This window comes from Desulfuromusa kysingii, assembly GCF_900107645.1.
GTDB lineage: Bacteria > Desulfobacterota > Desulfuromonadia > Desulfuromonadales > Geopsychrobacteraceae > Desulfuromusa > Desulfuromusa kysingii.
This window is the reverse complement of record NZ_FNQN01000003.1, coordinates 396,731-421,478: the sequence shown is the minus strand read 5'-3', so window position 1 is coordinate 421,478 and position 24,748 is coordinate 396,731. Positions and strand designations below refer to the sequence as shown.

Sequence of the window (24,748 nt, the reverse complement as noted above, 5' to 3'; positions counted from 1 at the left end):
GCTTGTAATACTACAACCAGTGAAGTGCAAACGGGCTACCTCACTAGCTCTCTCGTAATTATATGTTTTATGCGGGATGAATTGACTCCTCAGAACTAACTCGGTCAAACTTTAACATTTCACAGGTGCTATCATCTTTGTTCCAGAGGAAGGTGCCAACATATCTTAATAAGTTAAACCCCAATGCATCTTTTGCCTTAGCAAAGACAACATATTTTCTATTTGGATATTTGGAGTTACTTTCTCTTTGCTTTTCGATAGAGCGTATTCCCTCTTCATAATGCTCCTTAGTTACATTTTCATAAATTGTCAGTCCATCAGCCGTAAGTACATTATCCCATATGCCGTGCCGATAAAGCCTTGGAAACCATATTATGTCCTGTGTCCTAGGGACAACCCAAGCCCCCCGTTGCCACCCTTTACCTTTAAACCCAAAGCATCTAAGTGCTTCTACTTGCGTCCGAAAAACGACATTATCTTCGATTGACAAATATCCTCGAGCTATAACGGGTTCAGAGGAATATCGACTTTCAAAATCCCAAGGGATGAACTTTTTTTTAGCTTTATATTCGGATTTCAGGTTAATTACTCGCTCTATAAAGCTATCTACTTCTTGACGGACCGTTTTTATTACGAGATCTGGACTTTCAGGGACTGTGATACGTTCAACCACATGATCAGTCATATTAACAATATCTTGCTCACGTCTGCGGTCTTCATCTTTCTGTTTTTCGTGGTGTGGTTCATCAATTTCCAGATGTAGATTAAACTGTGGAAAATACAAATCAGTATGCGCCCGACGACCATCGGGGCGTCTGACTAGCTGTTGTGTAACAAATTCAATTTCATCATCATCAAGACCATGCAATAGTCGTGATATTATAAAGAATTCCCACTTTTTCTTAGAAATCTTTTTTAAGCTTCTAAGTATATATTCATCTTTAGAAATAGCCATTAAGTTTCCTTCCTTTTTAATAGAGTAAATTCTCTGTGTTTTTGGCTTTCATCAACCACTGAAGCAACTTGACCATTGCCTCAGTGTCACGCTCGCAATACTTAAACAGGTTGTTTCTCAGCGATTTTAACTTTTGCGTATCCGTTTCTGCACACATCAGGTGATAAGCGTCCATCGCCATACCACCATGGGATATCTCAAGATCTTGGTAGGACATATCTGGGATAAATGCAGGCAGAACATTTTTAATCGAGTTAGATCCATGCTGTTGCCATCGATAGGCATAGCGTTTTCGGAACGGAACAATCAAGTCCCTGATCCGACCATGAATATTGCTCAGACCCTCAGCATATTCAGGAAAATCCTCGCTCATTTCTTTGATTCGTGTCTTTTCAAAAGCCATGTTATAGGCAAGAACGCAGGCATCTACAGGAATTTGCGCCAACATAGCCTTGATTAAGGTCGGCCGGGGATCGATATTCGGTTCCCCGAGAAATTCATAATGCTCAATAGGGGCACCTTCTTCTCTTTGGATATGCAGTGAATACTGGAAGGGGATCGCCTGATATGGACGCATTCCATCGTGTAGCGGAACCGGCGACATAAAGGTTTCGAAATCGAAATGACAAAGCGGATACCACAAGCTATCAAGAAAATCTCGGATGCCATCCGCGTCTATCTGCTCTCCCTTAGACAGGTGCATCTTCACCTGAAACCGTTGGCTGTTATTAAGTTCGCTTAGAGGAATATCCTTAAAATCAATCAGGCCACGTTGATAGAAGGAAAACTTGTCAACGCCACGGCCACGGAGGTCAAAAATGGAATCTTTTGGAATATGCTGCCAGCAATGGCCGTGAAAGTCGCAGTCATAGGGATCAGAACAGTGAGGGCCGATATCTGTAGTGGGCTGATCTCCATCAAGCATGTTGCGCATTTTGGTGATAACGTTCGGAAGGTTGTGCTGCATCCCGGAAACATCGTTGGTCATATCGTTGAACGTAAAGAGCTTGTCAACTTCAATATCGCCATTGCGAACATATTGGTTATTGATATGTACAAGGCAGGCTTTGCTGAGCTGGATTCCAGCACCAGCAACGACGTAGAACTGAAATGAAACATCATGGTAGTTAACAGTTTTTACAGATGTGGAGCTTTTCACCTCGTAAAGTTCCCATCCATTTTCGCCATGGTGCAGGATATCAACTTTGACAAACAGGCCATCAAACGCGAATGAAGCTTCGTAGATGTTTTTTGTTCCTTTGGCAATTTCATCCCTTGTCATTCGTACCTGCTCAGAAATCGACATCCCTTCATAGGGGACTTCTACTCCGTCAGGGAAAAGCTGCTGAGCCAGAACTCCAACATCTGTTCCACTGGCAAAAACAGCCTTTTGAGCGTTACTGATCTCATCCCGCAATTCCTTATGATATTTGTACAGGTAAAGAGACTTGTCGCATTGCATCCCCCGCACATATTGAGATTTACTTAAGAAATACTTATCAGACATTCAATCTCCTGATCGGTGTAGATGAATAATGTTTCTTAGTTTTTTCCATGTCTATATTTTTTAGCATGCAATCACGACAGAATATGTCACTCTGAATATTCATCACCTTTCTTAACATCACAACATCCCGCACAAAAGAGACATATTCTGTCGCAATGCCGTGTTTTTATCTGTTTACACATGCCAATGGAGTCGCTCTAAACTTTGAAAAAACAAAGGAGAAGCCATGACACAATTATTTTCAGAAATAGACCCCAAAACCGGCTTGCATATCCTGCGGGGACATATCTCAAATGACAGTCCAAATTGTTGCCAGATTGCTGTTTATTGCCCTTATTGCGGTGAAGACCACATCCATGGATGGCCTAGCCGTATAACAAATACAAAATATTTAGAACACAGATCAGCGCATTGTTTCGATACACCGACCCAAAGACGCACTGAATCTCCCTTTTATGTACAGGGCTACCTGATTGGAATTCAGCCATAGCAGAGGTTAGCGGATATTTACTAGAACTTCCAAAAATATAGTTTTAAATTTGTAACCAAAATAAAGCCCTAGCCATTGCCGGGGCTTCTTCAGTATTGGGTCTCAAAAATTGTTACCCGTCTACTATCTTTTTCTAGGCTAATTCAATCACTCTCTTTTATAAAATTTCAAAGACTCTCTGAACTTACTGGAGGGTCTTTTTCGTGTAAGCATTTGCAAGCATTTGCAAGCATTTGCAAGCAGATGCAAGCAGATGCAAGCAGATGCAAGCAGATGCAAGCAGATGCAAGCAGATGCAAGCAGATGCAAGCAGATAGATCAAGTGGGAACAGATACTTTCCTTCTAAGAAAAGATATAATCTAGCTCTAAATAGTATAAAAAAACTTATTCCCTCTCTAGATAAGAACAAAAAGCAAGATTTTATACTTATTAAGCGTCTTTTAATTCAGACCAACCCCAAAAAGAGCCCGGTAAAGACGCTCGCAAAGCTCGCTATTAATTCCTTTACTCCCTCCCCTAACGGTCGGTCATTTAGTAATCACACCACTGCACCCTAGGCCGGCGGCCTTTTCAGCTTTTGAGCGGTTTTATCGCTACAGAGATTTAAAAAAACCTTTAGTTTTAAATACTTGAGAATTTTAAAAAATTGTTATAAAATTATAAAAAATTAGAGATATTCAGAGTGTTAGGACTATCCAGTATTTTCAATAACTTAGTAAGACCGCAGGATTTGGCCTCAAAAGGCGCTTTTAGGAACAATAGAAAAGGAAAAAGAACTTTTATCTTAAACTTTTGGAGGTCACACCATGTTTAAACCCACCACCGTTGCCGCTGGCAGAGTTGGTATCTACTATTCAGACACTCGGCACGATCCAGGTTATTATCTCAGAAGCAATCAAGGCTATCAGATCTACGGCTCTGGCGTTCGTAAAGCAGGTTTTTGGGGTCCAGCTAAAGAATCTCATTTCCAAAGATTTGAAGAGCTGGCAGGAGATAAGCGCAAAACAAAATGCGTCGATCTTACTCTTTCTAGCCCTAAATCAGTTTCTATGGCCGTTGCTTATGGCAACCGAAAACAGCGAAGAGGAATTCTTAAAGGCAGAGAGAATGCTATTAAAAAAACTCTTAAATATCTTGAAAAAAATGGTTACATTCGAGTCCGGAGAAAAGAAAATGGGGTCGAAAAAAGCTATCCAGCCGAAGGAATTGTTTTTCTTGATGTACTTCACTTACTCTCAAGAAATTTAGATCCCCAAATCCACAATCATGTTTTGCTGGCTAATCACGGTTACGTTAAGGGCGATCCAAAATCTTATGCGCTCGACTTCACACCTCTTTATAAACACCAAAAACAAATCACCCAAATTTTTAGAAGCTTTGAGCGGGTCGAAATGGAAAAGCTCGGCTTCGGCACTCGAACAAAATACGATAAAAAAGAGAATGTTAGCTACGAGTTGGATTGTGTCACTAATGAGCAGATTAAAGCGGAATCCAGCCGTTCAAAAGATATTCTGGAATATCTGGCAAAAGACAATTTAACCAGAGAAACAGCAACCAGCGAACAACTACAAAAAGCCACGCTTAGAACGAGGAAAGCAAAAGTTCAAGTTGATCGGGAAACGATGGAAGTGGCTTTTGAAGCAAGAGCCAAGAGCCAGGGGTACGAGATCAAGGAGACCGAAGGTTTTACGCAGGTTACACAAATTCAAGCTGACCGTTTAACTCTCGCAGGCTTGGAAAAGCTGATTGATAGCCGAGTGACCTATACCCGACAAGATATTGTAAACGAAACAATTAAAGTTGCTGCTGCTGAGGGTTTGGCTGTTGATGCTGACATGATCAAGCGCAGCATGGCAAAGGCTTTTAAAAAAGCTGATGTTTTTAAACTGCCCGGTCAGCAGGTCCGGAAAGTCGCAACCGCCGAAGATGAATTTATTTCTCTACGTTTACTCCGTTCAGAAAATCGTAATGATCGGTGGATGAAGGACAGTCAAGGCACCCGCCCAACTCTGGCAAGCCGTCCAGAAATCGAATTTCAGGTTGATTGTGCTGCTAATCGAATTTTAAATTTTGTTTTTGAGGGGGAACAAAAAGAAGCTGCAATCAATATTCTGGAAAGTACAGATATGATCAGCGGAATTCAAGGCGACCCTGGAACCGGAAAAACAACATTACTCCAAGTTGTTGCAGAAGTATTTGGGCGCGATAGAATGCTTGGCTTGGCCGTTTCTGGTGTCGCGTCTAAAAAGCTTGCTGATGAAACCGGAATGCAGGGCGCAACCACCGCAAAATTTCTGACCGACTACGAAAAACGACAGCGAGCGCTAAAACTTGGTGGGTCTCCGGAAGCGAAATCAGACCTTAGAAAGACGACATATCTTGAATTTTTAGAGCAGCCATATTCTATGATTGTTGTTGACGAAGCAAGTATGGTTGGGGAAGTTCAAGCTGATAAATTGGCGCAGATTGCTAAAGAAACCGGGGCTCGGCTTATTCTTGTAGGCGATACTAAACAACTCCAAGCTGTCGCTCCAGGGAGTCCGTTTGAGCGTTGGCAACAACAAGGAATGAAAACAAGCTTTCTCCAAGAGATCCGCCGCCAGGAAAAAGAAGTGGATAAGAAAGCGGTTGAGGCTGTTACTCTCCGAGAGAGTGCTAAAGAAGCTGTTGAGATTATCAAAACGGGAAAAGGCCTTGAACAGATCGATGAGGATGAAAAAAGACTACAAAAAACCGTTGATTACTGGATGGAGCGCAGGGAAGCGACCGGCCGCGACCCACTACTTATCACAGGTTTAAACAGGGACAAGGACGCTCTTAACGAGGCAATCCGCGAACGTTTAGGCCTAGCCGGAACCGGCCAAACCTTTACTGTTTTAACCAGCGACGATAAAATTGTTGATCGTGAATTTGCTCCTAATGACCGGATTGTTTTCTTAAAAGCAGATGGTCTCAAGAGGGTCAAAACATCAGATGATCATAAAATCTTGAATGGCGAGCAAGCCGTTATTATGGATATTGAGGGGGATAAATTCAGGGTTGCTATGCTTGATGAAAATGGTAAGCGAAATGGCGTGACCGCATTTTTTTATATTAAGGAATATCAAAAAATTGACAGCGCATATTCTTTGACAATCCATAAATCCCAAGGGCAATCGATTCCAGATGCTATTTATTCTATCCGCAGCAATTCAGCTCTACTGAACAAAAATGAATTTCTTGTTGGAATCTCCCGGCATAAGCAGAACCTCAAAATATTTACTGACGATATCGAAAAAATGCAGATAAAAGCCGACCAGTGGGGAATCCGCGAATCTGGTCTAAATCGATTCTTGGCAGGGGTTAAAGCCGAAATGGGGGGTAGTCACTTTATTAATGGTTGTCGGGTTATTGTAGAGAGCCAGCAGATATTTATTGATGGAATCGAAAAAATTCGTAAGCAGTTGATTGCAGCTTATGGCTCACCTTATAAAGCGCCGAAGGTACAAAAAGAAGCTTTTGAGGGTGCATTAAACAAAGCGCGGGAAAATCTCCGCATAAACATGCAGGCATTACGCAAAAGAATTCCGGCCGAACCAAACCCTGTAGAAAATCGATTAACCAGACAGATCAAAGTATGGAGCGCTAAAATGCTGGAAATCGAGGAAATGCCGGCAATTAAAGGTCGTGAAATTGGCTTGAAGATGCAGAAGCTTAACGCAGCAGATCGAAAGCTGATTGAAGAGTTGACCAAAGCTTTACCAGAAAAAAACACAATCGACTTTAAATCCAAGGTGGCACTCAAGACAATCCAAGAAATCAGACAAACCGAAATTGATTTTAGTGAGATCCGGCTTGAGATGATAGAAGACGAAAGCGCCGAAGAGCTACTAATCGATGAGCTGGACAGTCAGGACGATGACTTAGCACCACGTTCACACTAATCCCCTCACCGCTAAAATTTAAAGTCTAGGCCTGAGAATCAACAAGGATAACCGCTTGTGCTGGCATAACCATGGCCGGACCGATAAAATAATTATCTCAAGAGATCCGTTAAAGTAATCTTCATAATATTTAACATTTTTATCGCACCGGCATCTATTGTTGGTGCATTTTTTATCTAACTACAACCCCATCCCAGCACCATTAACCTTTAGCCACTGCTTGCGCTCATGATGATCAGGTATCAGCTTATCTACCTCATTCCAGAATGCTGCGGTATGGTTCTTGTGAATCAGGTGCACCAGCTCATGCACGACTATGTAATCCAGTACTGTTAGCGGTGCCATCATGCACTTCCAGTGGAAGTTAAGGTTGCCCTTATCTGAGCATGAAGCCCAGCGGTTCTTGAGCTCCAGTACCCTCACTTCATGTGCCTTTACTCCCAGCTTACCCTGATAGTAATCAACACGCTCTCGGAGCTTCACATTGCCTTTGTGCCGATAGAACTCCTTAAAGGCACAGTCTGCCCTGGGTAGCGCCTGCTGACTTATACAGAAGTAACCGTTCTTCAGCATTAGCGGTTTATCTTGCTGTGCAACTATCTGCAGGCGGTAATTGCGCCCGAGATACAGGAACCCTTCGCCGTTAACATACTCGCGCTTAACTCGGGTAGCATTCAGGTCTTCCCACTCCGCTAGGCTCTTATAGATCCAGCCTCTCTTCTGCTCTAGTACCGCATTGATCTGCTCTGGAGAGAAGGTATTTGGTGCAAGTACAGACACATGACCATCACGTTCAATATAGATACTAAGTGTCTTGCGGTCACTGGTGGTGAGTGAATATGTAATATCCTTATAGGTCTGCATCAGGCAAGAATATCCTTGGTACGGTGTTTAGCCAGGGAAGTGATCTCTGTTACCAGCTGCTCTTCTGCGTTTATGATCTCATCTACGTTAGTCATGAGCAGCAGATCAGATAAATCACCCTTCATGCGGTCTATCTCGTAGCCGTTCTTCCAGAAATTGATGATATTTATGCGCTCTTTAACCAGCGCAAATGCCTCAATCACCATCTGCTTTATTTGTGCAGCTTGCTCTGGATTAACATCATCCTTACCAAAGGCTATCTGGATAATCAGGTCGTAGAACGGTGCCTGCTTAATATCGAGATCGCTATCACTTTCCTTGCGACCTTCTTTTACCTCGTCACGTAGTTCTTTCAGCTCAATAGATAGCTGATCCCAGTCCTCCTGATGTTTCTTCATCAGTGTCTCTAGCTTCTCACTTAACTTAGCGTAGAGGGCGGGATCTTCATCCCAGTTGACCTTGCAGTGTTTACGGATAGCGTGCTCCATCTCACTAGCTTTGGCCCTAGAGCTGGTATTTTTATCCAGCTCCTTGATGAAGGCGTCTGACATTAACTCTACAGGTGGTATCTTAGGGTTAATCCCCAAGCTAATCAGGTGCTCGCTAATCAACTTACGAACCTTTGCTCCTGCTCCAGAGATATCAATAGAGGCATCCTTATAGCGTTCCTTGACCTTATTGAGGATGTAGCCGAAGCGGTAGGCAGGCACCTTGTACGGGTTAGCTGCTGGTGCAGGGAGTATGATGTCCAAGCTTTGCAAGAACTTCTTAAAGTAGACCTCAAGGTTTGCCCTAAGCTTGATATCTTCCATCAGATCCACGGCCTTCTCCAGTGTCTGGTACTCTGTTGCGCTATCTTTTATCTGCTGGGTAACAAAGGCTTCGATATTGCTAATTTTGTTATCGGTAAAGAGCTGCAATAGCCGGTTATAGCGCTCCTCAATAATAGGGATCTCGGTATTGATATTCTTCAGCTGGCCAAGGATGTCTGCCTGATCGTCTTCCGAGTAGATAGACAGGGCATACTTGAGGTGGTTAGCGAGTCCGATGTAGTCAACGATGAAGCCTCGGCTCTTGTCCTTAGCGACTCGGTTAACCCTGGCAATAGTTTGCAGCAGGTTATGCTCCTTCACCTTTTTATCGATGTACATAACCTGCTCTATAGGCGCATCAAAGCCGGTCAGCAGCATGTCGCAGACGATCATAAAGGCAATACCGGTACCAGGCTTTTCATAGTCGAACTTCTTCTTGAAATTGTCGATAGCGTTCATCTCACGGGATGACTTCACCGCCTTAGTAACTCGGGCATCTTCGTTTACGTTATCCGAGGATAAAACAACAGCGGTCTTGATGAACTCAAGCTGCTTGATCAGTTCAGCATCAGGGCTGTCTAGCTGCTTTTCCTGTTCAAGGCGCTCTTGAATAGCTTGATCTATATAGGTCTGATAGTGGACTACGGCAATTTTAGAGTTGCAGACAACTTGAGCCTTAAAGCCGTTAGGTAGTATCTGTTCTACATAGTGGTTAACCATGTTGTTAGCGATGGCTTCTATGCGCTTAGGAGCATCGAGGATATTACCGGTACAACCGTACTTTTTCTTGATCTTGAGTATCTGCTCGTCCGTTAAAGTCTGGAACAGGTCATCAAACTTAGTATCAAACTGGTGCTTCTCATTGATAGCGGTATCTGCAGTCTTACCCTCATAGAGAATCTGGATCGTGGCACCATCGTCAACAGCATCCTGTAACTTGTATTTATCGATGTATCCACCAAAGCGCTCCCAGGTTTTCTTCTTATGCTTCTCAGTAATCAGCGGGGTGCCGGTAAAGGCGATACGGGCAGCGTTAGGAAAAGCCGCAAAGAGGTTATCCCCCAGCTCACTAGACTGAGTTCTGTGGGCCTCATCTATCAGCACAAGCATCTTTTCTGAGTTGTTTATGACACCAAAGAGCTCTTTTTTAGGTATCGGCTGATCTCCGTAGTCACTCAGCGCTTCAGCTACATAGTCGGGCAACATGGTCTCGGCCTCTTTGAACTTATGCACCATAACCATATTGAGATTAGATGAATCGTTAGCCAGATCGCTCTTGAGCTTAGTGGAGCTATTTATTACATAAACTTTTTCACCGGTAAGTGCCGCAGTTTTAGTCAGCTGCTCCTCAAGGTCTACGCGGTCATTAACCATCAGCACTTTGTAGTCTTTAAGGTCAGCACTCTGGCGCAGCTTACGCACCAAGAACACCATGGTTAGTGACTTACCACTGCCCTGTGTATGCCAGATAACCCCCGAGCGTTCCATAGAGGTGCTGCCAGTGCGTAGCTTCTCTATGGTTTTCAGCACAGCGCGGTACTGCTGATAGCGGCAAACAACTTTTATCTGCTTATCACCGGCATCCATGTAAAGCATAAAGTTACGCACAATATCCAGCAGAGTATCCTTAGGCAGCATTCCCTGTATCAGCACTTCCTGAGGCCGCTCTACACCTAATGGCTTTACATAATCTTGATACTTCGAGGGGTAGATGGTCTTCCAGCTGTAGTAGTAATCGCTGGTGGAGGTAATAGTACCAAACTTGGTCTCATCACCTGTGGTGGCAATCATCAGCTGGTTAAAGTGGAACAGGCGCTCTTCACCCTCTTTGAGCCCAGCCTCTATCGTATCTTCGCGCTGATCGCTGTAGCGCCTGAGCTGAGTGATGGCTTCATAAATAGGGTTAGAGGTGTAGATATTCTTGTCTTTGCACTCGATAACTACCAGTGGCAGGCCATTAACAAATAGCACCAAGTCTGGGATAATGAACGACTTAACTCTGCCTGGGGTGTCGATGCGGAATTGATTTATAGCGTGAAAGCTGTTGGCTTCGGGGTTATCAAAGTCGATGAGCTTAACAACCGGATACTCTTCTCCGGTAACCTCGTTAATATCGACCTGCTGCTTATAAAGCTGCTCCAGCACAGTCTTGTTAGCTTCCAGCAGCCCCTTAGCGGCCTGATCGGTAAGCTCAGCGTGCAAGTCATCCAGTTGTTTGTCGGTTAGCCACTGCCTACCATCATCAAGGGAGTTGATTGCCGCAACACTCTGTTTAAAAACAGCCTTAAGTGTTACCTCGCGGAAGTCAGTACGCAGACTACCAGCAAAATCACCAGGGATACCTTCCCCTTGGTTGACGATGATCCAGCCTAGCGCTTCTAGCTGATCAAGAAACGGCTTTTCGACGAACTTGTATTCAGACATTTAAATATTCCCTACCAAGGGCATCACTAGCACCAGATTAAGGATGATATGTCAAAAAGTAGCTTCTGGCGATACTCAAGCTCTACGGGCCCAAAAGTGTCGAGGGGGCGAAAGTCAAGGTTATGCTTTTCCATAAAAGCCTTTAAGTCCAACTTGGACTTATAAGTATCGGGCCTAAGTGTTTCATTCCAATAAAGGGTGGTAGCATACGATTTAAGCTTTTGAGTATACACTTCATTGTTACTGGAAATATTATCCCTACCCTTCAGCAACAAAATTCCGCCAAGTCTATTCCTCTCTTGTTCAAAACGCTCTTCATCGTTATTGAAGAGAGCTTGGTTCTCTGCGTTACGAGAAAGAATATGTTCTACATGGAAGCCAGTTTTAGCACCACTTTTCGAAACAAGATCTGACAGTGGGTGCCTCATCTTCACACTTGTCCCATCAGCAATAAACTGATCCACACGAGCGAAGAAGTAACGAACAAAACGCTTGTTAAGGTGTTCTATAGAGGCGTTCTTGAAATATGTGTAACTGAATGGCTGGTCAACTTTTGCTGCACGACGATCACTAAGAATCTCTATTAGATGCTTATCAAAAACAGTGTGGATAACATCTACAGGCTGCTCTCTTATTTCGTTAGAGATAAGGGAAAGTCTTGTTGCAAACTCATTACTGTCATAGCTATTCTGGAGCTGTAAAAGGGTAAAGAGCCTATCAAGCTCAAAAGAAATCATCCTGACCTTTTCAGCTTCTTGCGCATCATCAAGCTCACATGCTGAAAGAATAAGTAGAAACTGACCATCCATTTCGTTCAAGCTATTGAAGAAGACTGAAGGAGCGTTGCTATTCTGGTGCTTAGAGAGCTTCCAAATCTTTGCGTATAGATCAGTGTAATATCGAAGAGTGTCCTTTATGAACTTCTTTACAGAACCAGGGTCATGCTCAAGATTGAGCTGTGCAATCATATCCTGCTTGAACATTTCCCGGTGGTAGCCACCATCAAAGCGCTGGCCCTCTTTCCTTGATTTTGTATATTTTGCTTTTAGATAATACCTAAAGAAGGCATCAATCTCGTCATCTTTAAAGGCGTTGACCTTACCAACTTGCTTCTCCCATAACCCGTTGTAGTCATCCTTATCCATCTCAATCTTATCTATCTGTCCAAGTAACTTACCTTTTAATATCTCGTAAGGATGAAGCCGTACACCACGGTCATTGATTACCTCAAAGACCATAGGTACATCAGTTTGCTCAACAGCTAGTTTTATCAGAACTAAACGCTCCAAAAAATAAAAAACAAATGTTTCAAACTTATGCTTGTCTGGTAGTTTTTTATTCAGATAGGTACTTATTATTTGATAATTATCAACCATATTTACAGCGGTTACACCGCTACTGACATCGATATTTTTCACATCGTTTTCATCATCATAAAGAGCTTCAAGAACCTTTAAGTGACTAGCATGATGCATCCAAAACTCTAATTCAAAACCACTATGCCCAGCGATTTTCTGTTTCAACCAACCTTCTGCCTTCGGAGAAAAACCTATTGCAAGATGCCTGAGCTTTATCAATATAAGAGTCAATGTCGTTAATCTTTGCTGACCATCGACTACATAAACACGCCCATCAATTGTGTTCGTTACGTAGGTATTGAGGTAGTACCAAGGGTAGTGTGCTGAGATTGCTTCTTTACTAGCATCCACAGAAGTGTGCAAAAGGTAACTTTCTTCGAATTTGTAAAAAATATCATTCAGAAGCCGTTTTACTGGCTCCTCACTCCATTTATAATCTCGTTGATAAAAATCAATGTGATAAACAGTGCTAGAAAACAGGTGATCAATATTTTGGTTAAATGGTGATATATCCACGTGAACCCTCCACTAATAAAACCTATCAAATTAAATAGTTACTCGTACTTTACCGGTTAGCAGGTCTTGCATGAGACCTGCCTTAATTGTTTTATACTTTTCCAAGCATTCTTTTTCTCGGCTAACCTTCAAATCAAAAGACAGCAACATCTTTCCTATGCAGACCTGCTCTTTGTATGGTGCAAACTCGACAATAAAGGCTTTGATTTTTGTAAGTGTTAGCCGGGTAATTGCATTTCCTGACATCAAGTCTTTAAGTCTGTTTTGTCCGACAGGTGACAGAAGATATTGGACTATGTAGTTTGCATCTGAGACTTTGTCAGAGGCTCTTACAATAGCGACACTCGAGAGCAAGCTAAACTCTTCACTAACAGTGTTAATTGCAGCATTACCCGTATTTGCTCCATCTTTAGTCAGCAGAATGTCACCTTTTTTCACATCACATCTTCTGTAAATTTGTTCATGTTCGTACTTCGATATTCTCCCACAATTAGATAAATCCATATAACCGAACCTTATGTTTTTAGATGTAACATAGAGACATTCGCCATCAGTTGTCTGTGGTGAGAAGTGAGTCCCATCTTGAATTTTATCTGAGACTGTTCCAAGAGACTTAACCTCCCACCCCTTAGGTATCCACCCCAACTCAGACTCCTTATACAGGTGCGGAGCTTCTTCATAGCTTGGGCGCAGCTGTCCGTTCTCATCTATTCCACGAGTAAAGAGGTCGTGCATCATCCCTTGCTTGATGGACTGGTACTTGTCGATCAGGGCTTGGGTCTTTTCTATGAGGTTGTCTACGGTGGAGAAGATTTTGGCTATTTTGCGTTGCTCATCTAATGGAGGGACATCAATAAGTGTTCTTAGCAACAACTCATTTGTGAAGTTTAGCTGCGCATCTGCCATTCCAGTTGTTCGACTATCAATATATCTTTGAGATTTTTCTGAAGCCAATGAACAAGCTAGAATCACAGCATTAACTTTAGAGACATCCGGCCTTAAGAGGATCATCTTTCCCGAGACCATTAATCTTGGTGGAGTATCTGTCACATAAGCTGTTACTCCACATCGATCACGAGGCCCAGCTTTCGTGATAAGCACATCACCAGCCCGCACCTCTATGTTTTTATTTTCCCAAAACTCTTTAGGTGGTACTTTGTGGGCGGTAGGATTCCAGCCGCTCCACTTCACTGCAGTAGTTTTCAATAATCCCCATTCTACTTGTGAGGCGATATTCCTCTCCTCACAAGTAGGGCTCGGCCCGCTTGCATGATGAACTATTAAGTCTAGTATCTTTTTACGACTCCAGCCTTGAACACTACTCATACCCCAACTCCACCAGAAATTGGTTCAGCAACGCAGCCTCTTTATCCCGCTCCGCTAGTATCTCCTTAACCGTAACCGAGTACTTACTCCACAGGTTCTCTACCTTAGCAACAAACCCCTGGCGATACTGACGCAGATAACCCTGATACTCCCTCAGTAGTAACTGCCGGAAGCGCTCAAGGATCAGTTCTTTAGCCTCCTGCTCGGTTATCTTCTCTCTGGCTTTCTCTACCAGTTCATCCTTACGCTTTTCGGACTCGCGTATGTTAGCCTTGAGGTTTTTCAGCTCTCTATCCAGAGCAGAGTGTGCCTCCAGCTTGGCATCTATAGCAGCTATTTCTTTATTAATACCATCGGCCTGTTTAACTAGCTTGCCCTCGCGCTCTTGCAGCTCAGTGAGGTCTGTAGTAAAGCCTGAAGCTTTTGCCCGTTTAATATCCTGCCTAACCGCTTTTAACTCAGCATTCACCAGCTTCAGCTCACCTTTATGAGCTTTCATGTTCGCTTTGCACGACTTAACCACGGCCTTAGGCAATACACCACTGTCAGACTCTTCATCAGACTCATCATTGCCCTCATCGCTATCACCGGCAGCAAAGAGACCTTCCAGCTCCAAGATGCGCGCTTTATCCTGCTCCAGTTGTTCCAGCACTTCAGGGAACTGTGAGGCTAAAATATCTGCCTCAGGGATCAGCTCAGCATTCCAACCACTGGCAGCAACAGACTTAAGATCGGTGGCAATGCTATCCATGTAGCTAGCAACGGCACCCTGTACTTTATGCAGATCGAGCATGTTATGGGGCAGCAGCACATCCACAATACTCTGCATGAATAACCTTCTTACTCCAAAGATATTATGCTGCTCAGGTAACGATTCCAGGTGGGTAACATTATTTTCCCACCAACCCTGCAGCGCCTGCTCATACTGCTCATGCTTGGCAAGTACGCCAGGGTGTGACTCGATCAGCTGTTTAATATCTTCCTTGTTACTGATAGCTTCACTAAAGTCACTGTAGGTGGCATCACGCTCGATAAAGAGCTGCGCTTTTATACCCTGATAGTTATTAAAGTAGCTCTGCAGCTCGCTGATCTCGACAACAGGCACCCCGCCATTGAGGTGAGCTCTTACATCATGTGGCTCTGGTGGTGGCGAGTTATCTACGTAACGTCTGATATTGAGGTTGAAGTCTTCCTCTTCTAGCTCGGTAATTGGGACATTGCGCGAGTACTTATCGACATCAAGCTTCTGGCGGTAAACATAGGATATCTTCTCAATATCCTCAGGACGCAGCTGGTTCTGGTTCTTGCCTTCCTTGTACTCACGGTCAGCATTGATAAACAGGACGCTATCTCTTGCTGCAGTACCCTGCTTATTGATCACCAGCACACAAGCTGGAATGCCAGTACCGTAGAATAGCCCAGAAGGTAGACCAATAACTGCCTCCAGTATCCCTTGCTGGATAATCTTTTTACGCGCAGTCTTCTCTTCACCACCACGGAACAGCACACCATGAGGCATAACCACGGCCATCTTGCCATCGGCCTTAAGTACCGCAATCATATGCTGGACAAACATCAGGTCGGCCTTCTTACCTGATTCAGGCATGAAGGTGTGGAAGCGGGTGTCGAACTTCATCTCCTTGCGAGAGTAGTTTTGTGAGAAGGGAGGATTAGCTATGACCCGATCAAACCGTTTAAGCTCACCACTATCAGCTATATGCAGTGGATCTTTAATTGTGTCACCTTGCTTGATGTCGGCGGCATTAATACCATGCAGGATCATATTCATCTTACAGATAGACCAGGTGCCACCGTTATCTTCCTGCCCATACAGGGACAGGTTACGGGCGTTACCACCAATCTCAGCAACATACTGCTGCGACTGGATCAGCATACCGCCAGAGCCTACAGTAGGATCGTAGATCTCCATCCCTTCTTGGGGCTCTATCAGTTGTACCAGGGTACGCACCACCTCGGAAGGGGTATAAAACTCACCACCCTTTTTACCGGCACTATCAGCAAAGAACTTAATCAGATACTCGTAAGCAGCGCCCAGTAGGTCAGGGAACTCAAAATCTTCGTTACGCAAAGGGACATGCTCAAAGTGCTGAATAAACTGCACCAGAGTGTCGTCAGACATGGTGTTCTTGCCAACCTTGCGGTTAAAGTTGATAGTCTTTAGCACATCCTCAAGGGTGTTGGGGTTGGCATCTTCTATAGCTGCAAGAGCTTTATTGAGACCGGTACCAACATTCTGTTTTAAGTGACGCAAAGTTGCCCAGCGAGCATCTTCAGGGATGTAGAAACTATACTTGGTGGGGTTATTAAGCTGCTTCTCAATAAGATCAGCAACCATCCCCTTGCTGGAGAGCTCCTTCTTAAGCAGCTGACGATCCTCTTCAAACTGATCACTCATCCGCTTCAGGAACAGCATACCGAAAATGTATTCCTTGTACTCCGAAGCATCCATCTTGCCACGTAAGATGTCACAGGCTTTGAGTAGTAATGATTCTAGTTTTGCTAGTGTGAGGTTTTGAGTGGGCATTCAATTCGTTCCTTTACGCATCTAACTCAGAAATAACATCTATAGGGATAAAGCCATGTGCTGTTGTCTTGTTGCCATCGTCCAAGGACTCTGAGCCAGCGGTAGGGTAATCATCCCATTTTTAATAGCTATCAAAAGTAGACTTATGCTGCCATTGCCAGCTTTTGTTTAGGTGTAATTCCACCAATCGCCATATTGGGTCGTTCGTTATTGTAAAGCCAAAGCCATCGGGTTGCGTAATCTTGGACTTCGGCAACGGTGTCAAACAAATATTGAGTTAGCCAATCATAGCGGACGGTACGATTATAACGTTCAACGTATGCATTCTGTTGCGGATTGCCTGGTTGGATATATTGTAAAGTAATATTCCTTTTTTCTGCCCAGGTTCTCAGCTTTTCACTCATATATTCAGGACCGTTGTCACAGCGGATGGCTTGTGGTTTCCCACGCCATTCAATAACTTGATCCAGAGATCGAATAACGCGCTCTGCCGGCAATGAGAAATCAACATCAATCGAATGCTGATATTTTTATATTGAACAACTTTCTTGGCCATCTCTCGGCGTAAAGATGGCCTTAATACTTTCCCTCCAACGCCTCTTTCCTGATTTCAGATTTAAGACGTTCTTCGGCATACATCTTCTTGAGTCGCCGGTTTTCAGCTTCCAACTCTTTTAAGCGAGCGACCATAGACGCATCCATACCGCCATATTTGGCTCGCCTCTTGTAGAATGTGGCGTTGCTCATTCCGTGTTCTCGGCAAAGTTCCGCTACAGGTTTGCCACCCTCTGCCTGTTTCAAGATGCCATGATTTGGCTGTCAGTGAATCGTAATCTTTTCATTGAGAATCTCCTCTCGGTTAATTTACGAGAAAATTCTACTTTTGGCGACCATTACTTTCAGGGGGGATTACCCCCGAGTGCAGGTTTTGTTTCTTAGTGCCGCCTGGTGAAACCAGAAAAACAGTCCAATGGTAAAAGCTACGGTCATTCAGTTAAGCGGATCGGTAATGCGCACTTACGTTGGGCTTTTGGTGAAGCGGTGATCTTGATGCTCAAAGGTAATAAGCCGCTGCAAGCCAAACGCCAAAGGCTGGCCAGTAAACATGGCAAAGGGAAGGCTTTGGCGATCCTCTCACAAGCAAATGCGCGATGATCCAAAGGGATCATCGCCGGATTCTGCCCCTTCTCCGAGCCCGGCACTAACTATGGCCAGAGCTTACAACTGGGCCACGCTTTTTTGAATGGGACGGCACAAGGGTACGCAAGTGTTTCCAGGTGGCGAAGACAGTTCAGTCACAGATGACCGGCCCTTCGCATTAAGAGCATCGATAAGTGTTTGGAGCAAAATTCGAAATCTGCAGCCAGATCAGAAGCCCTAGTCAGAAACAGGATGATTCGTGGTTGATCAGTCGCTTGTCCAAGAACGAAAAGTCATCTTTTGCGTTAATGGCTATCTTTACTCTTGACGGCCGGGGGCCTGATAAGTGTTAGGTAGATTTATTCTATTTCTTTTTGGTTTTCAGTTATTGGGATGATTTTTCTTTTTCTGCGACCAACTAAAAAGTAAATACCTAGAACTATTAATGGTATCCAGAAAATCGGGTTGACTAAATGGTAAGAAGTACGCTCGAAACCAACACCTCCAGCAGAACTACCTATTAACCCGAAAACGCCGCCAATAATGCTCATTCCAAGTGCGCCAAGAGCAATTCCGACACCGCCAGTTGCTACGCCAACAGTGCCAATCACAACTGAAGTAAAGAACCCGACAGCAGCTCCAGCCCCTGTCCCTATGGCAATTGAACCTATACCTGGAAGCACAAGTGAGGTAACTGTCCCCGTAAGGGTAGCAAGGTAAAGTCCGTAACACATTGTCATTAGTCCAATAATTTTTTGGTGTAACCGGCTCCAGCCTCCTAAAAACTTCGCCCAAATCGCAAAAATTACGATTGCTACAGCTGCACCAATAATTATTGAATTCATTGTGCCCTCCAAACGTTCATTTTAATTTCGCTACCTAACGCCTGGCTAAGCCGCATTCACCGCTGCTTTTTGCGGTGAATGTCGGTCTTTAGCCTTTTGTTAGCAACACATTTTAGATTAGTCCTCATTTTTGAAAACAAGTCTAAATTTTGGTAGAAACTTGGTGTCCTTATGATCATCATTCGTAGCAATTTCCCTGGTTATACCTTCAGTTATTTCTACCGTTGAGACAATTGGTACAAATATCTCCTCTTCTTTATACTCAACTTTTTTTGTATCAATAGGAATCCAATCTTTGTTTTCTTCTATCTCACTAGTAGAATACACCTTCAAATCGGATAATTTCTCAACTGATGGATTGGGAAATAATTCTTTAAAAATCTTAGTTTTATCCCGTTCATTGTTTCCCAGACAGAATGGAATAAACCAAGGAATTGCTCGATTTGGATGTAAATCGAAGAACGATGGGATTTCCCACTTCTTGTTGCCATTTTTGTCAGTCCTTTTAAATGCGAAATTACTCATTAAGTAATCAGCGTCAATCAAAGAACAGCCGAAATCCAAACTAGAACAAGAAATGCCATTTATGCTGCTATTAAATAAGAATTCTGCTGAGTAGTTGTAAAGGAGATAAAAAGGCATTCCACCTTTGGTGGATGCATAATCTATAAGATCAATAATTTGATTCCCATGTTCCATTTTTGGGTAATCTTGGCCTTTATAAACAATTTTTGATTGAACAGGAAAAAATAGATAACCGTTTTCAGTTTGGATAAATAATTCAATGTCATTTCCATTCGTCTTCTCATTAGTAGCTTCGAAAATGGATATCATTGAATTTGATGTATTGCGATTGATTTCATATATGAGATTTTGAGTTATTGTAACCTCATATATTTTAAGACCATATCGACTCCTTGAAAATTGAATTCTTTTCCAAGTATCTTGAGATAATTCGCGTAGGAGTTTACATTGTTCTGTCATTTTTTCCTTGCTAACAATAAATAGACAGTCTGTATAAAACTGTAAATACAGACGGTCAGAGCTATATAAGATTCTTGACAGAATTACAGATGAATCGTACTTTTACCAAATACTTCAGTCGGTTACGAGTATCTTGATCTTAGCCAACTCGGTATATACAGACCTGCCTAAACTGTTTCAAAGTCCATCCATCGGACTTTTCACCCCTTTTCCGCCTTTATTGAGAACATGCGTGTAAATCATAGTGGTACTGACATCCTTATGTCCCAATAATTCCTGAATAGTGCGAATATCGTAACTCGCTTCCAACAAATGGGTGGCAAAACAGTGACGAAAGGTGTGGCAACCGGCTCTTTTGACCACCCCTGCTCTGGAAACCGCTTCCCGGACAGCTCGTTGCAGAAGAGTTTCGTGTATATGGTGTCGCCCCTCTTCTCCGGTCGTTCTGTTTTTCCAGCGGTTTTCCTGAGGAAATGCCCATTGTCAGCACCATTCTGCTCATACATTGGAATATTTTCGCTCTGGAGCGCCTGCCCTTTCCACCCTTGCCATTTCGGACCAGAAGTTCCCGTCCGGAAAAAACCAGATCTTGTACCTGCAATTGCAGACACTCCATCAATCGTAATCCGGCACCATAAAACAAACTGATCATCGACCATTTGTCGCCGCTTAAGTGATCAAGAACCGCCTTGACCTCTTCGCTAACATTGAACGCTAAAATAAAAAAAGCCGCCACACCGTTTGATATCGGTTCGACGACTTTCAAGTTTTATCTGTAATTTTTTCTTTCCACTGTCCCCCCTAAGCGAAATGTCATCACATTCAAACGCTATTCTACTTTTTTGTCAAGCTTCAACAAACTCGTATAGAAATGATGGAGAGTTTCGATATGAACCGAAATTCGAAAGCGAATCACTATTTACCTGGTATTAAAAGACACCCTATTTACCAAATCTTAGGAATTGCGACATGAAAATAATCCTCCATCAGCAAAGTCTTTACTTTTAATACCAAAAAATTGTTCGCAAGTTTCAATGGACGTCTGAACGTCTGAAGGACGGCTATTTTATGGTTTGACCCAGACTGTCAGATCAAGCATGAACTACTGCATTTGAGTTTTTTATTGTTACCTATTCGTATTTGTTGCAATCAGGAGCCTATATACACTGCTTAATCCGATTCGGAGTTCTTCGGCAATTTCTGCTTTTCGTTTGCCTTGCCCGGCCAGCTCAAAGACAAATTCAGATTTCGCCCAAGCAGTCGATTTACGACCTTTGTATTTTCCTGCAGCTTGGCTTTTTCTATCTGTTCACGCTGACGCTCCAACATCCAAACTCTGCGATAGCGCCCAGCATAGTCAGAATCAGCTCCCCGGTGGGAGTTGTTGAATCTAAATTGATATTCAGTATCTTGAACGCGATGTTTTATTTTTGTAGCTGATCGACAACCGATAATAGATGCTTGGTGGCTCGGGTAATAATGTCCAGTTTGTAACAGATTACTATATCGCCTTCTCGAAAGTAATCGAGTCGGCCTGAGAGTTTCGAGTGGTTCGATTTAACACCAGAAATTTTCTCCTTAGCCTCATGTTTCTGTGAGAATCTTTCCCAAAAGGTTTCAGTGGGAAAGAATTTCGCCCTGCACGTTTTCTCACACGCCCGTGAAGCGTCAGCTCGTAATCTTGCTCAAATTGAGCATTGGTCAGCCCTTTTTTTCCTCAGGGATTTCAATCCCACGCCGGTGGGCCTCGAGAATCAGATCAATTGCCCACAAATTTGCCTCTTCATTGCTCCTGAAATCCTCAGCCTGATTCGCGACGATCTTAAGGTATATTCGAATGTCATGGTCTGATATTTCAGAATTAATTTCCGGCAAATCGAGTTCGGAACCCATAGATATTCTCCTTTTTTTATAAGTCAGCGATTTTAAGAGAACCCTGCCAGAGGTGTCGTGGCTGATCCAGCGAGGAGTAGATAAGACACGAATGTATTTTTACGGCAATTCTTTTCCCAATTTCAGATAGACAATAATACAGGTCTCCAATGCATCCGTGGCCATCGCTTCGATCTGTTCAACCTCAATCGCTTGAGTGAATGCCTCCGGAATATTTTCAAATTGGATAAACCAGTATTCGCCATCATCATTCCTGTGTTCGGCGATATAGCCATAAGTTTTGTTGATCATATAGATCTGATCATTAACATTAACCTCATCAATAGTGATCTCACCTGTCCTATTGGTCATAAAGACCCCCTTCCTGCTTGAAAAAAGCTTCTTTTATTGCTCTGACGCATGATGGAGTTGCCAAGCGCCCCGCTGGATAATCTCTGATGGATTAGTCGCTTTATTGTAAAGCTCCTCGATCATCTGCCGATCCAGAGAGCGCACAAACACAACCCGGTTAAACTGGGGGCTAAGATCGTTCATTGACTAATCCAATGCCGGCAGACCGGCTTTCCAGATGTCATAGTCCCAGGGGTAATAAAAATTCTGTTCAGATACCAGCAGTCCTTCAATGCCGGGAATTGTTTGACCTCGGAGCCAAGCGGCAACAGGAACTCTTTCATACCAGGGCAGATCCCGTAGCCGAGGAAGCTGGTGAATAATATGCCCCCCCAAGCACGGATAATTTCATTCCGCCGGTCCTCCATGCTCGACCCGCAATCTCGATGATCGCAAGGTCCTGTTCGTGCGGATAAAGTAGATCCAGAAAAAATCAGGCTCACCTTTACCGTTGCAATGCACCATTGTCCTTCTCAGAAAGAACCCCGCCAGAAGCCGAATAGCCTGCTCCAGCGGGGAGTAAATCTGTTTAGATCTCCAACTCCAGCCAGGGATTGAACCCCTCAATCTTCTCTCTCGCATACCCTTTACAGTTCTGCCAAACCTCCGTCTCGCCAATCTTGAAGTGCTGACAGACATGACTATGTCCGCAAACCCAATATTTGGCGCCACTCTGCTCGACCAGATGATCGAGGTCACTGGCGAATCCGGCGCTTACAAGGTCGTCTGTGTAAGCCGGGTGAATGCATTTTGCCGATGGACCATGATGAGTCACAATGACCAGCGGTTTCTCCCGGTAAACCTCAAACTGCTCGATCAACCAAGCCTTGTGCTGTTCATGTATCTGGAGAGTCTGCAATGTACTGATCGGCCGGTAATCGTCGCGATCAAACCTGATGGCACGGTAATCGTTAAGATATTGACCAACCTGGAAACGGGCTTCGGCCTCACTGTCTTCACCAAATAACTTGTAATCTGCCCAAAGAGTGCACCCGGCAAAAGCGATGCCGTTAATTTCTACGGTGTCACATTGAAGAAAATTGACGCCTTGCCTTGTGCAAGCTTTGCGAAGTCTTTCATCCTCATCTTTAAGGACCGATCCATAATATTCGTGATTGCCAGCAATATAGACGATCTCTCTATCGCCAAAGATGCGTCTCAGTTCTGCCGGCCCGTCCGTTTTTGAGTGAATGTCTCCAGCAGCGATTACAACGTCCGCTGTTCCTTTGTATTTGCCGAGTTGCTGCCAGTGGCTTTCGATGTGCATGTCCGCAAGCGGTATGATTTTCATAATGTTTGTTGACCTTTCCCCCGTTTGTGATCTGACTGCCAGATTTCACCGGTTAGCAAATCCATAGCCGATAATGCACGGCCATATGCTGCCCCGGTATCCAGCATTATAAGGTCACCTGTAACTAAAGGGTGATTGTCTTCGGATGCAACAGGAGTATGACCGATAACCAGAGCACGCTCGTCATGATTCCAGCCATCAAGGCTGCGATCCCATAGGAGAGTGTGGATTTCCTGTTCCTCTAATTTATCCTTCCGAAAATCAACCCCAGCGTGAACGAAGATATAACCGGGTGTTTTAAAGTAATATTGAGTTGCTTGAAGAAACTCAATATGAGTCTGCGGAATCTCTCCCAGCATGATGTATTTGGGACAAAGCGTGTGTTCTTCAGAGTTATCCCGCACCACTTCTACTGCATAGCTTTTTAACGTCTTATCACCACCATTTCGTTTAAAGCAGGCCACATCTGTATCGCGCCTCATTTTCTGGGCCCATGACAGAGACATCTCTTCAAGCCTTTCTCCTTCAATGGCTCCGCAGTTAATCAGCGCATCGAGAAACAGTTGTTCATGATTACCGCGCAGAAAAACGGTTTTCGGGTATTCCATTTGTAGATCGATCAGTGCATCGATCACTTGCTTTGACTGAGGCCCACGGTCAATGTAGTCACCCAAGAAAACCAGCTGATCTTGGTCTGTTGGTTGGACCTGACTCAGCAGATGATCCAGTTTTGACAGGTGCCCGTGGATGTCGCCAATTGCAATTAGGCGTTTCATGCTTTGTGCCCTCCACTCCAACTTTGGACGGCCAGATCGTTACATTGGTTTACATTCCGCTCAGAACCGACAAGAAAAATCTTCGTTTTGGTTCCACAGGTGCACTCAACCCGACAACCCTTCAACAGTGTGCCGTGACGAAGTTTCGTGATAATAATTGTCTCTAGTTTAGGGGTGGCTCCGCATGAACAGTTCATAATCTTTCCTCCATGACTTTTTTCAAATCACTCCACGCAACCGGCTTAAAATCCCATGCATCTACGCCAATATCGATATATCTTTTATCCTCAATTCCTGCCCGACCGTGCATATGTCCGTGGACGTTAAAAAGGTAACGAGAGTTAAGTTGCTGGGGGTGGACCGGGATGTGCGACAATAACGCAGTCCCTTTAAAAAACAACGATCCGTGTAATTTTGCGAAAACCTGCAAATAGTCCTGGGTATCTAAAATGTCGTGATTGCCGAGGATCAATTTTTTGTATCCGTTCAACCGACGCGCAACATTGAATCCCTGATGACCAAAAGCAAGATCGCCCAAGTGATATACAGTATCGACAGGCCGCACGACTGCATTCCACTGTTCGATCAGAAACTCGTCATGCTCCTCAATACTAGAGAACCGGACGCCCCGCTTTTCTTCGTATTGCAAAATTTTGTGATGCCCAAAATGATGATCAGCGGTCAAAAAAATCTCTTTCATTATTTCTC

Annotated in this window: 19 protein-coding genes and 3 pseudogenes; 2 read left to right on the top strand and 20 right to left on the bottom strand. The window is 43.8% G+C overall.

The features are described 5' to 3' along the window. Positions 1-67: 67 nt before the first annotated feature. Positions 68-955 (bottom strand): AbaSI family restriction endonuclease, encoded by an 888-nt coding sequence (locus tag BLU87_RS07250; RefSeq protein WP_092346195.1) that lies wholly within the window; start codon positions 953-955, stop codon positions 68-70. Between the two features lie 16 nt (positions 956-971). After that, positions 972-2,462: a DUF2779 domain-containing protein gene (locus BLU87_RS07245; protein WP_092346193.1), complete on the bottom strand. Its 1,491-nt coding sequence runs from the start codon at positions 2,460-2,462 to the stop codon at positions 972-974. Between the two features lie 1,297 nt (positions 2,463-3,759). Between BLU87_RS07245 and mobF the strand changes: the two genes are divergently transcribed. Next, positions 3,760-6,876 carry a MobF family relaxase gene (gene mobF / locus BLU87_RS07235; protein WP_092346189.1) on the top strand — a complete coding sequence of 1,039 codons (3,117 nt, stop codon included), beginning with the start codon at positions 3,760-3,762 and terminating at the stop codon, positions 6,874-6,876. Between the two features lie 180 nt (positions 6,877-7,056). Here mobF and BLU87_RS07230 read toward each other — a convergent pair whose 3' ends face one another. The 6 genes and pseudogenes from BLU87_RS07230 to BLU87_RS07205 all read right to left on the bottom strand — a co-directional run bounded on the left by BLU87_RS07230 (position 7,057) and on the right by BLU87_RS07205 (position 17,563). Continuing rightward, positions 7,057-7,740, bottom strand: a complete 684-nt coding sequence (locus BLU87_RS07230) for a M48 family metallopeptidase (protein ID WP_092346187.1) — start codon at positions 7,738-7,740, stop codon at positions 7,057-7,059. Next, positions 7,740-10,976 (bottom strand): type I restriction endonuclease subunit R, encoded by a 3,237-nt coding sequence (locus BLU87_RS07225; RefSeq protein WP_092346185.1) that lies wholly within the window; start codon positions 10,974-10,976, stop codon positions 7,740-7,742. Before BLU87_RS07225 ends, BLU87_RS07230 begins: the two co-directional genes overlap by 1 nt. A gap of 26 nt (positions 10,977-11,002) precedes the next feature. Continuing rightward, positions 11,003-12,850, bottom strand: coding sequence for a DUF262 domain-containing protein (locus BLU87_RS07220; protein ID WP_092346183.1), 1,848 nt, complete (start codon positions 12,848-12,850; stop codon positions 11,003-11,005). A 30-nt stretch (positions 12,851-12,880) separates the two neighbouring features. Then, positions 12,881-14,176, bottom strand: a complete 1,296-nt coding sequence (locus BLU87_RS07215; RefSeq protein WP_092346181.1) for a restriction endonuclease subunit S — start codon at positions 14,174-14,176, stop codon at positions 12,881-12,883. Continuing rightward, positions 14,169-16,721 (bottom strand): type I restriction-modification system subunit M, encoded by a 2,553-nt coding sequence (locus tag BLU87_RS07210; RefSeq protein WP_092346179.1) that lies wholly within the window; start codon positions 16,719-16,721, stop codon positions 14,169-14,171. The genes BLU87_RS07215 and BLU87_RS07210 overlap by 8 nt, the downstream gene beginning before the upstream one ends. A gap of 143 nt (positions 16,722-16,864) precedes the next feature. Next, a pseudogene (locus BLU87_RS07205) lies at positions 16,865-17,563 on the bottom strand (integrase core domain-containing protein). 106 nt (positions 17,564-17,669) lie between these two features. Here BLU87_RS07205 and BLU87_RS07200 point away from each other — a divergent pair. After that, the gene (locus tag BLU87_RS07200) at positions 17,670-17,876 is read left to right on the top strand and encodes a hypothetical protein (protein ID WP_092346177.1); all 207 of its coding nucleotides are present in this window, start codon (positions 17,670-17,672) and stop codon (positions 17,874-17,876) included. Between the two features lie 344 nt (positions 17,877-18,220). On the opposite strand, the gene BLU87_RS07195 is transcribed toward BLU87_RS07200, so the two are convergent. From BLU87_RS07195 to BLU87_RS07140, 12 genes and pseudogenes are all read right to left on the bottom strand, one after another. Beyond that, a complete protein-coding gene (locus tag BLU87_RS07195) occupies positions 18,221-18,706 on the bottom strand; it encodes a hypothetical protein (RefSeq protein WP_092346175.1) in 486 nt (161 codons plus the stop codon). 117 nt (positions 18,707-18,823) lie between these two features. Next, positions 18,824-19,690 carry a hypothetical protein gene (locus BLU87_RS07190; RefSeq protein ID WP_092346173.1) on the bottom strand — a complete coding sequence of 289 codons (867 nt, stop codon included), beginning with the start codon at positions 19,688-19,690 and terminating at the stop codon, positions 18,824-18,826. A gap of 177 nt (positions 19,691-19,867) precedes the next feature. Further along, a pseudogene (locus tag BLU87_RS17940) lies at positions 19,868-20,173 on the bottom strand (tyrosine-type recombinase/integrase); the annotation flags it as partial. 103 nt (positions 20,174-20,276) lie between these two features. Further along, positions 20,277-20,342 (bottom strand): annotated as a pseudogene (locus BLU87_RS17850) (hypothetical protein); the annotation flags it as partial. Positions 20,343-21,114: 772 nt separating this feature from the next. Further along, complete coding sequence (locus tag BLU87_RS17935; RefSeq protein ID WP_092346275.1) at positions 21,115-21,261, bottom strand: recombinase family protein; 147 nt, start codon at positions 21,259-21,261, stop codon at positions 21,115-21,117. Positions 21,262-21,391: 130 nt separating this feature from the next. Next, positions 21,392-21,583, bottom strand: a complete 192-nt coding sequence (locus BLU87_RS07170) for a hypothetical protein (protein ID WP_092346171.1) — start codon at positions 21,581-21,583, stop codon at positions 21,392-21,394. A gap of 99 nt (positions 21,584-21,682) precedes the next feature. Beyond that, a complete protein-coding gene (locus BLU87_RS07165) occupies positions 21,683-21,934 on the bottom strand; it encodes a hypothetical protein (RefSeq protein WP_092346169.1) in 252 nt (83 codons plus the stop codon). 33 nt (positions 21,935-21,967) lie between these two features. Then, positions 21,968-22,117: a hypothetical protein gene (locus BLU87_RS17280; RefSeq protein WP_175498291.1), complete on the bottom strand. Its 150-nt coding sequence runs from the start codon at positions 22,115-22,117 to the stop codon at positions 21,968-21,970. A 385-nt stretch (positions 22,118-22,502) separates the two neighbouring features. After that, positions 22,503-23,264 carry a metallophosphoesterase gene (locus tag BLU87_RS07155; RefSeq protein WP_092346165.1) on the bottom strand — a complete coding sequence of 254 codons (762 nt, stop codon included), beginning with the start codon at positions 23,262-23,264 and terminating at the stop codon, positions 22,503-22,505. Next, positions 23,261-24,040, bottom strand: coding sequence for a serine/threonine protein phosphatase (locus BLU87_RS07150; RefSeq protein WP_092346163.1), 780 nt, complete (start codon positions 24,038-24,040; stop codon positions 23,261-23,263). The genes BLU87_RS07155 and BLU87_RS07150 overlap by 4 nt, the downstream gene beginning before the upstream one ends. Beyond that, positions 24,037-24,237, bottom strand: a complete 201-nt coding sequence (locus BLU87_RS07145; protein WP_092346161.1) for a hypothetical protein — start codon at positions 24,235-24,237, stop codon at positions 24,037-24,039. Before BLU87_RS07145 ends, BLU87_RS07150 begins: the two co-directional genes overlap by 4 nt. Further along, positions 24,234-24,740, bottom strand: coding sequence for a hypothetical protein (locus BLU87_RS07140; RefSeq protein WP_092346159.1), 507 nt, complete (start codon positions 24,738-24,740; stop codon positions 24,234-24,236). The genes BLU87_RS07145 and BLU87_RS07140 overlap by 4 nt, the downstream gene beginning before the upstream one ends. Between the last annotated feature and the right edge of the window lie 8 nt (positions 24,741-24,748).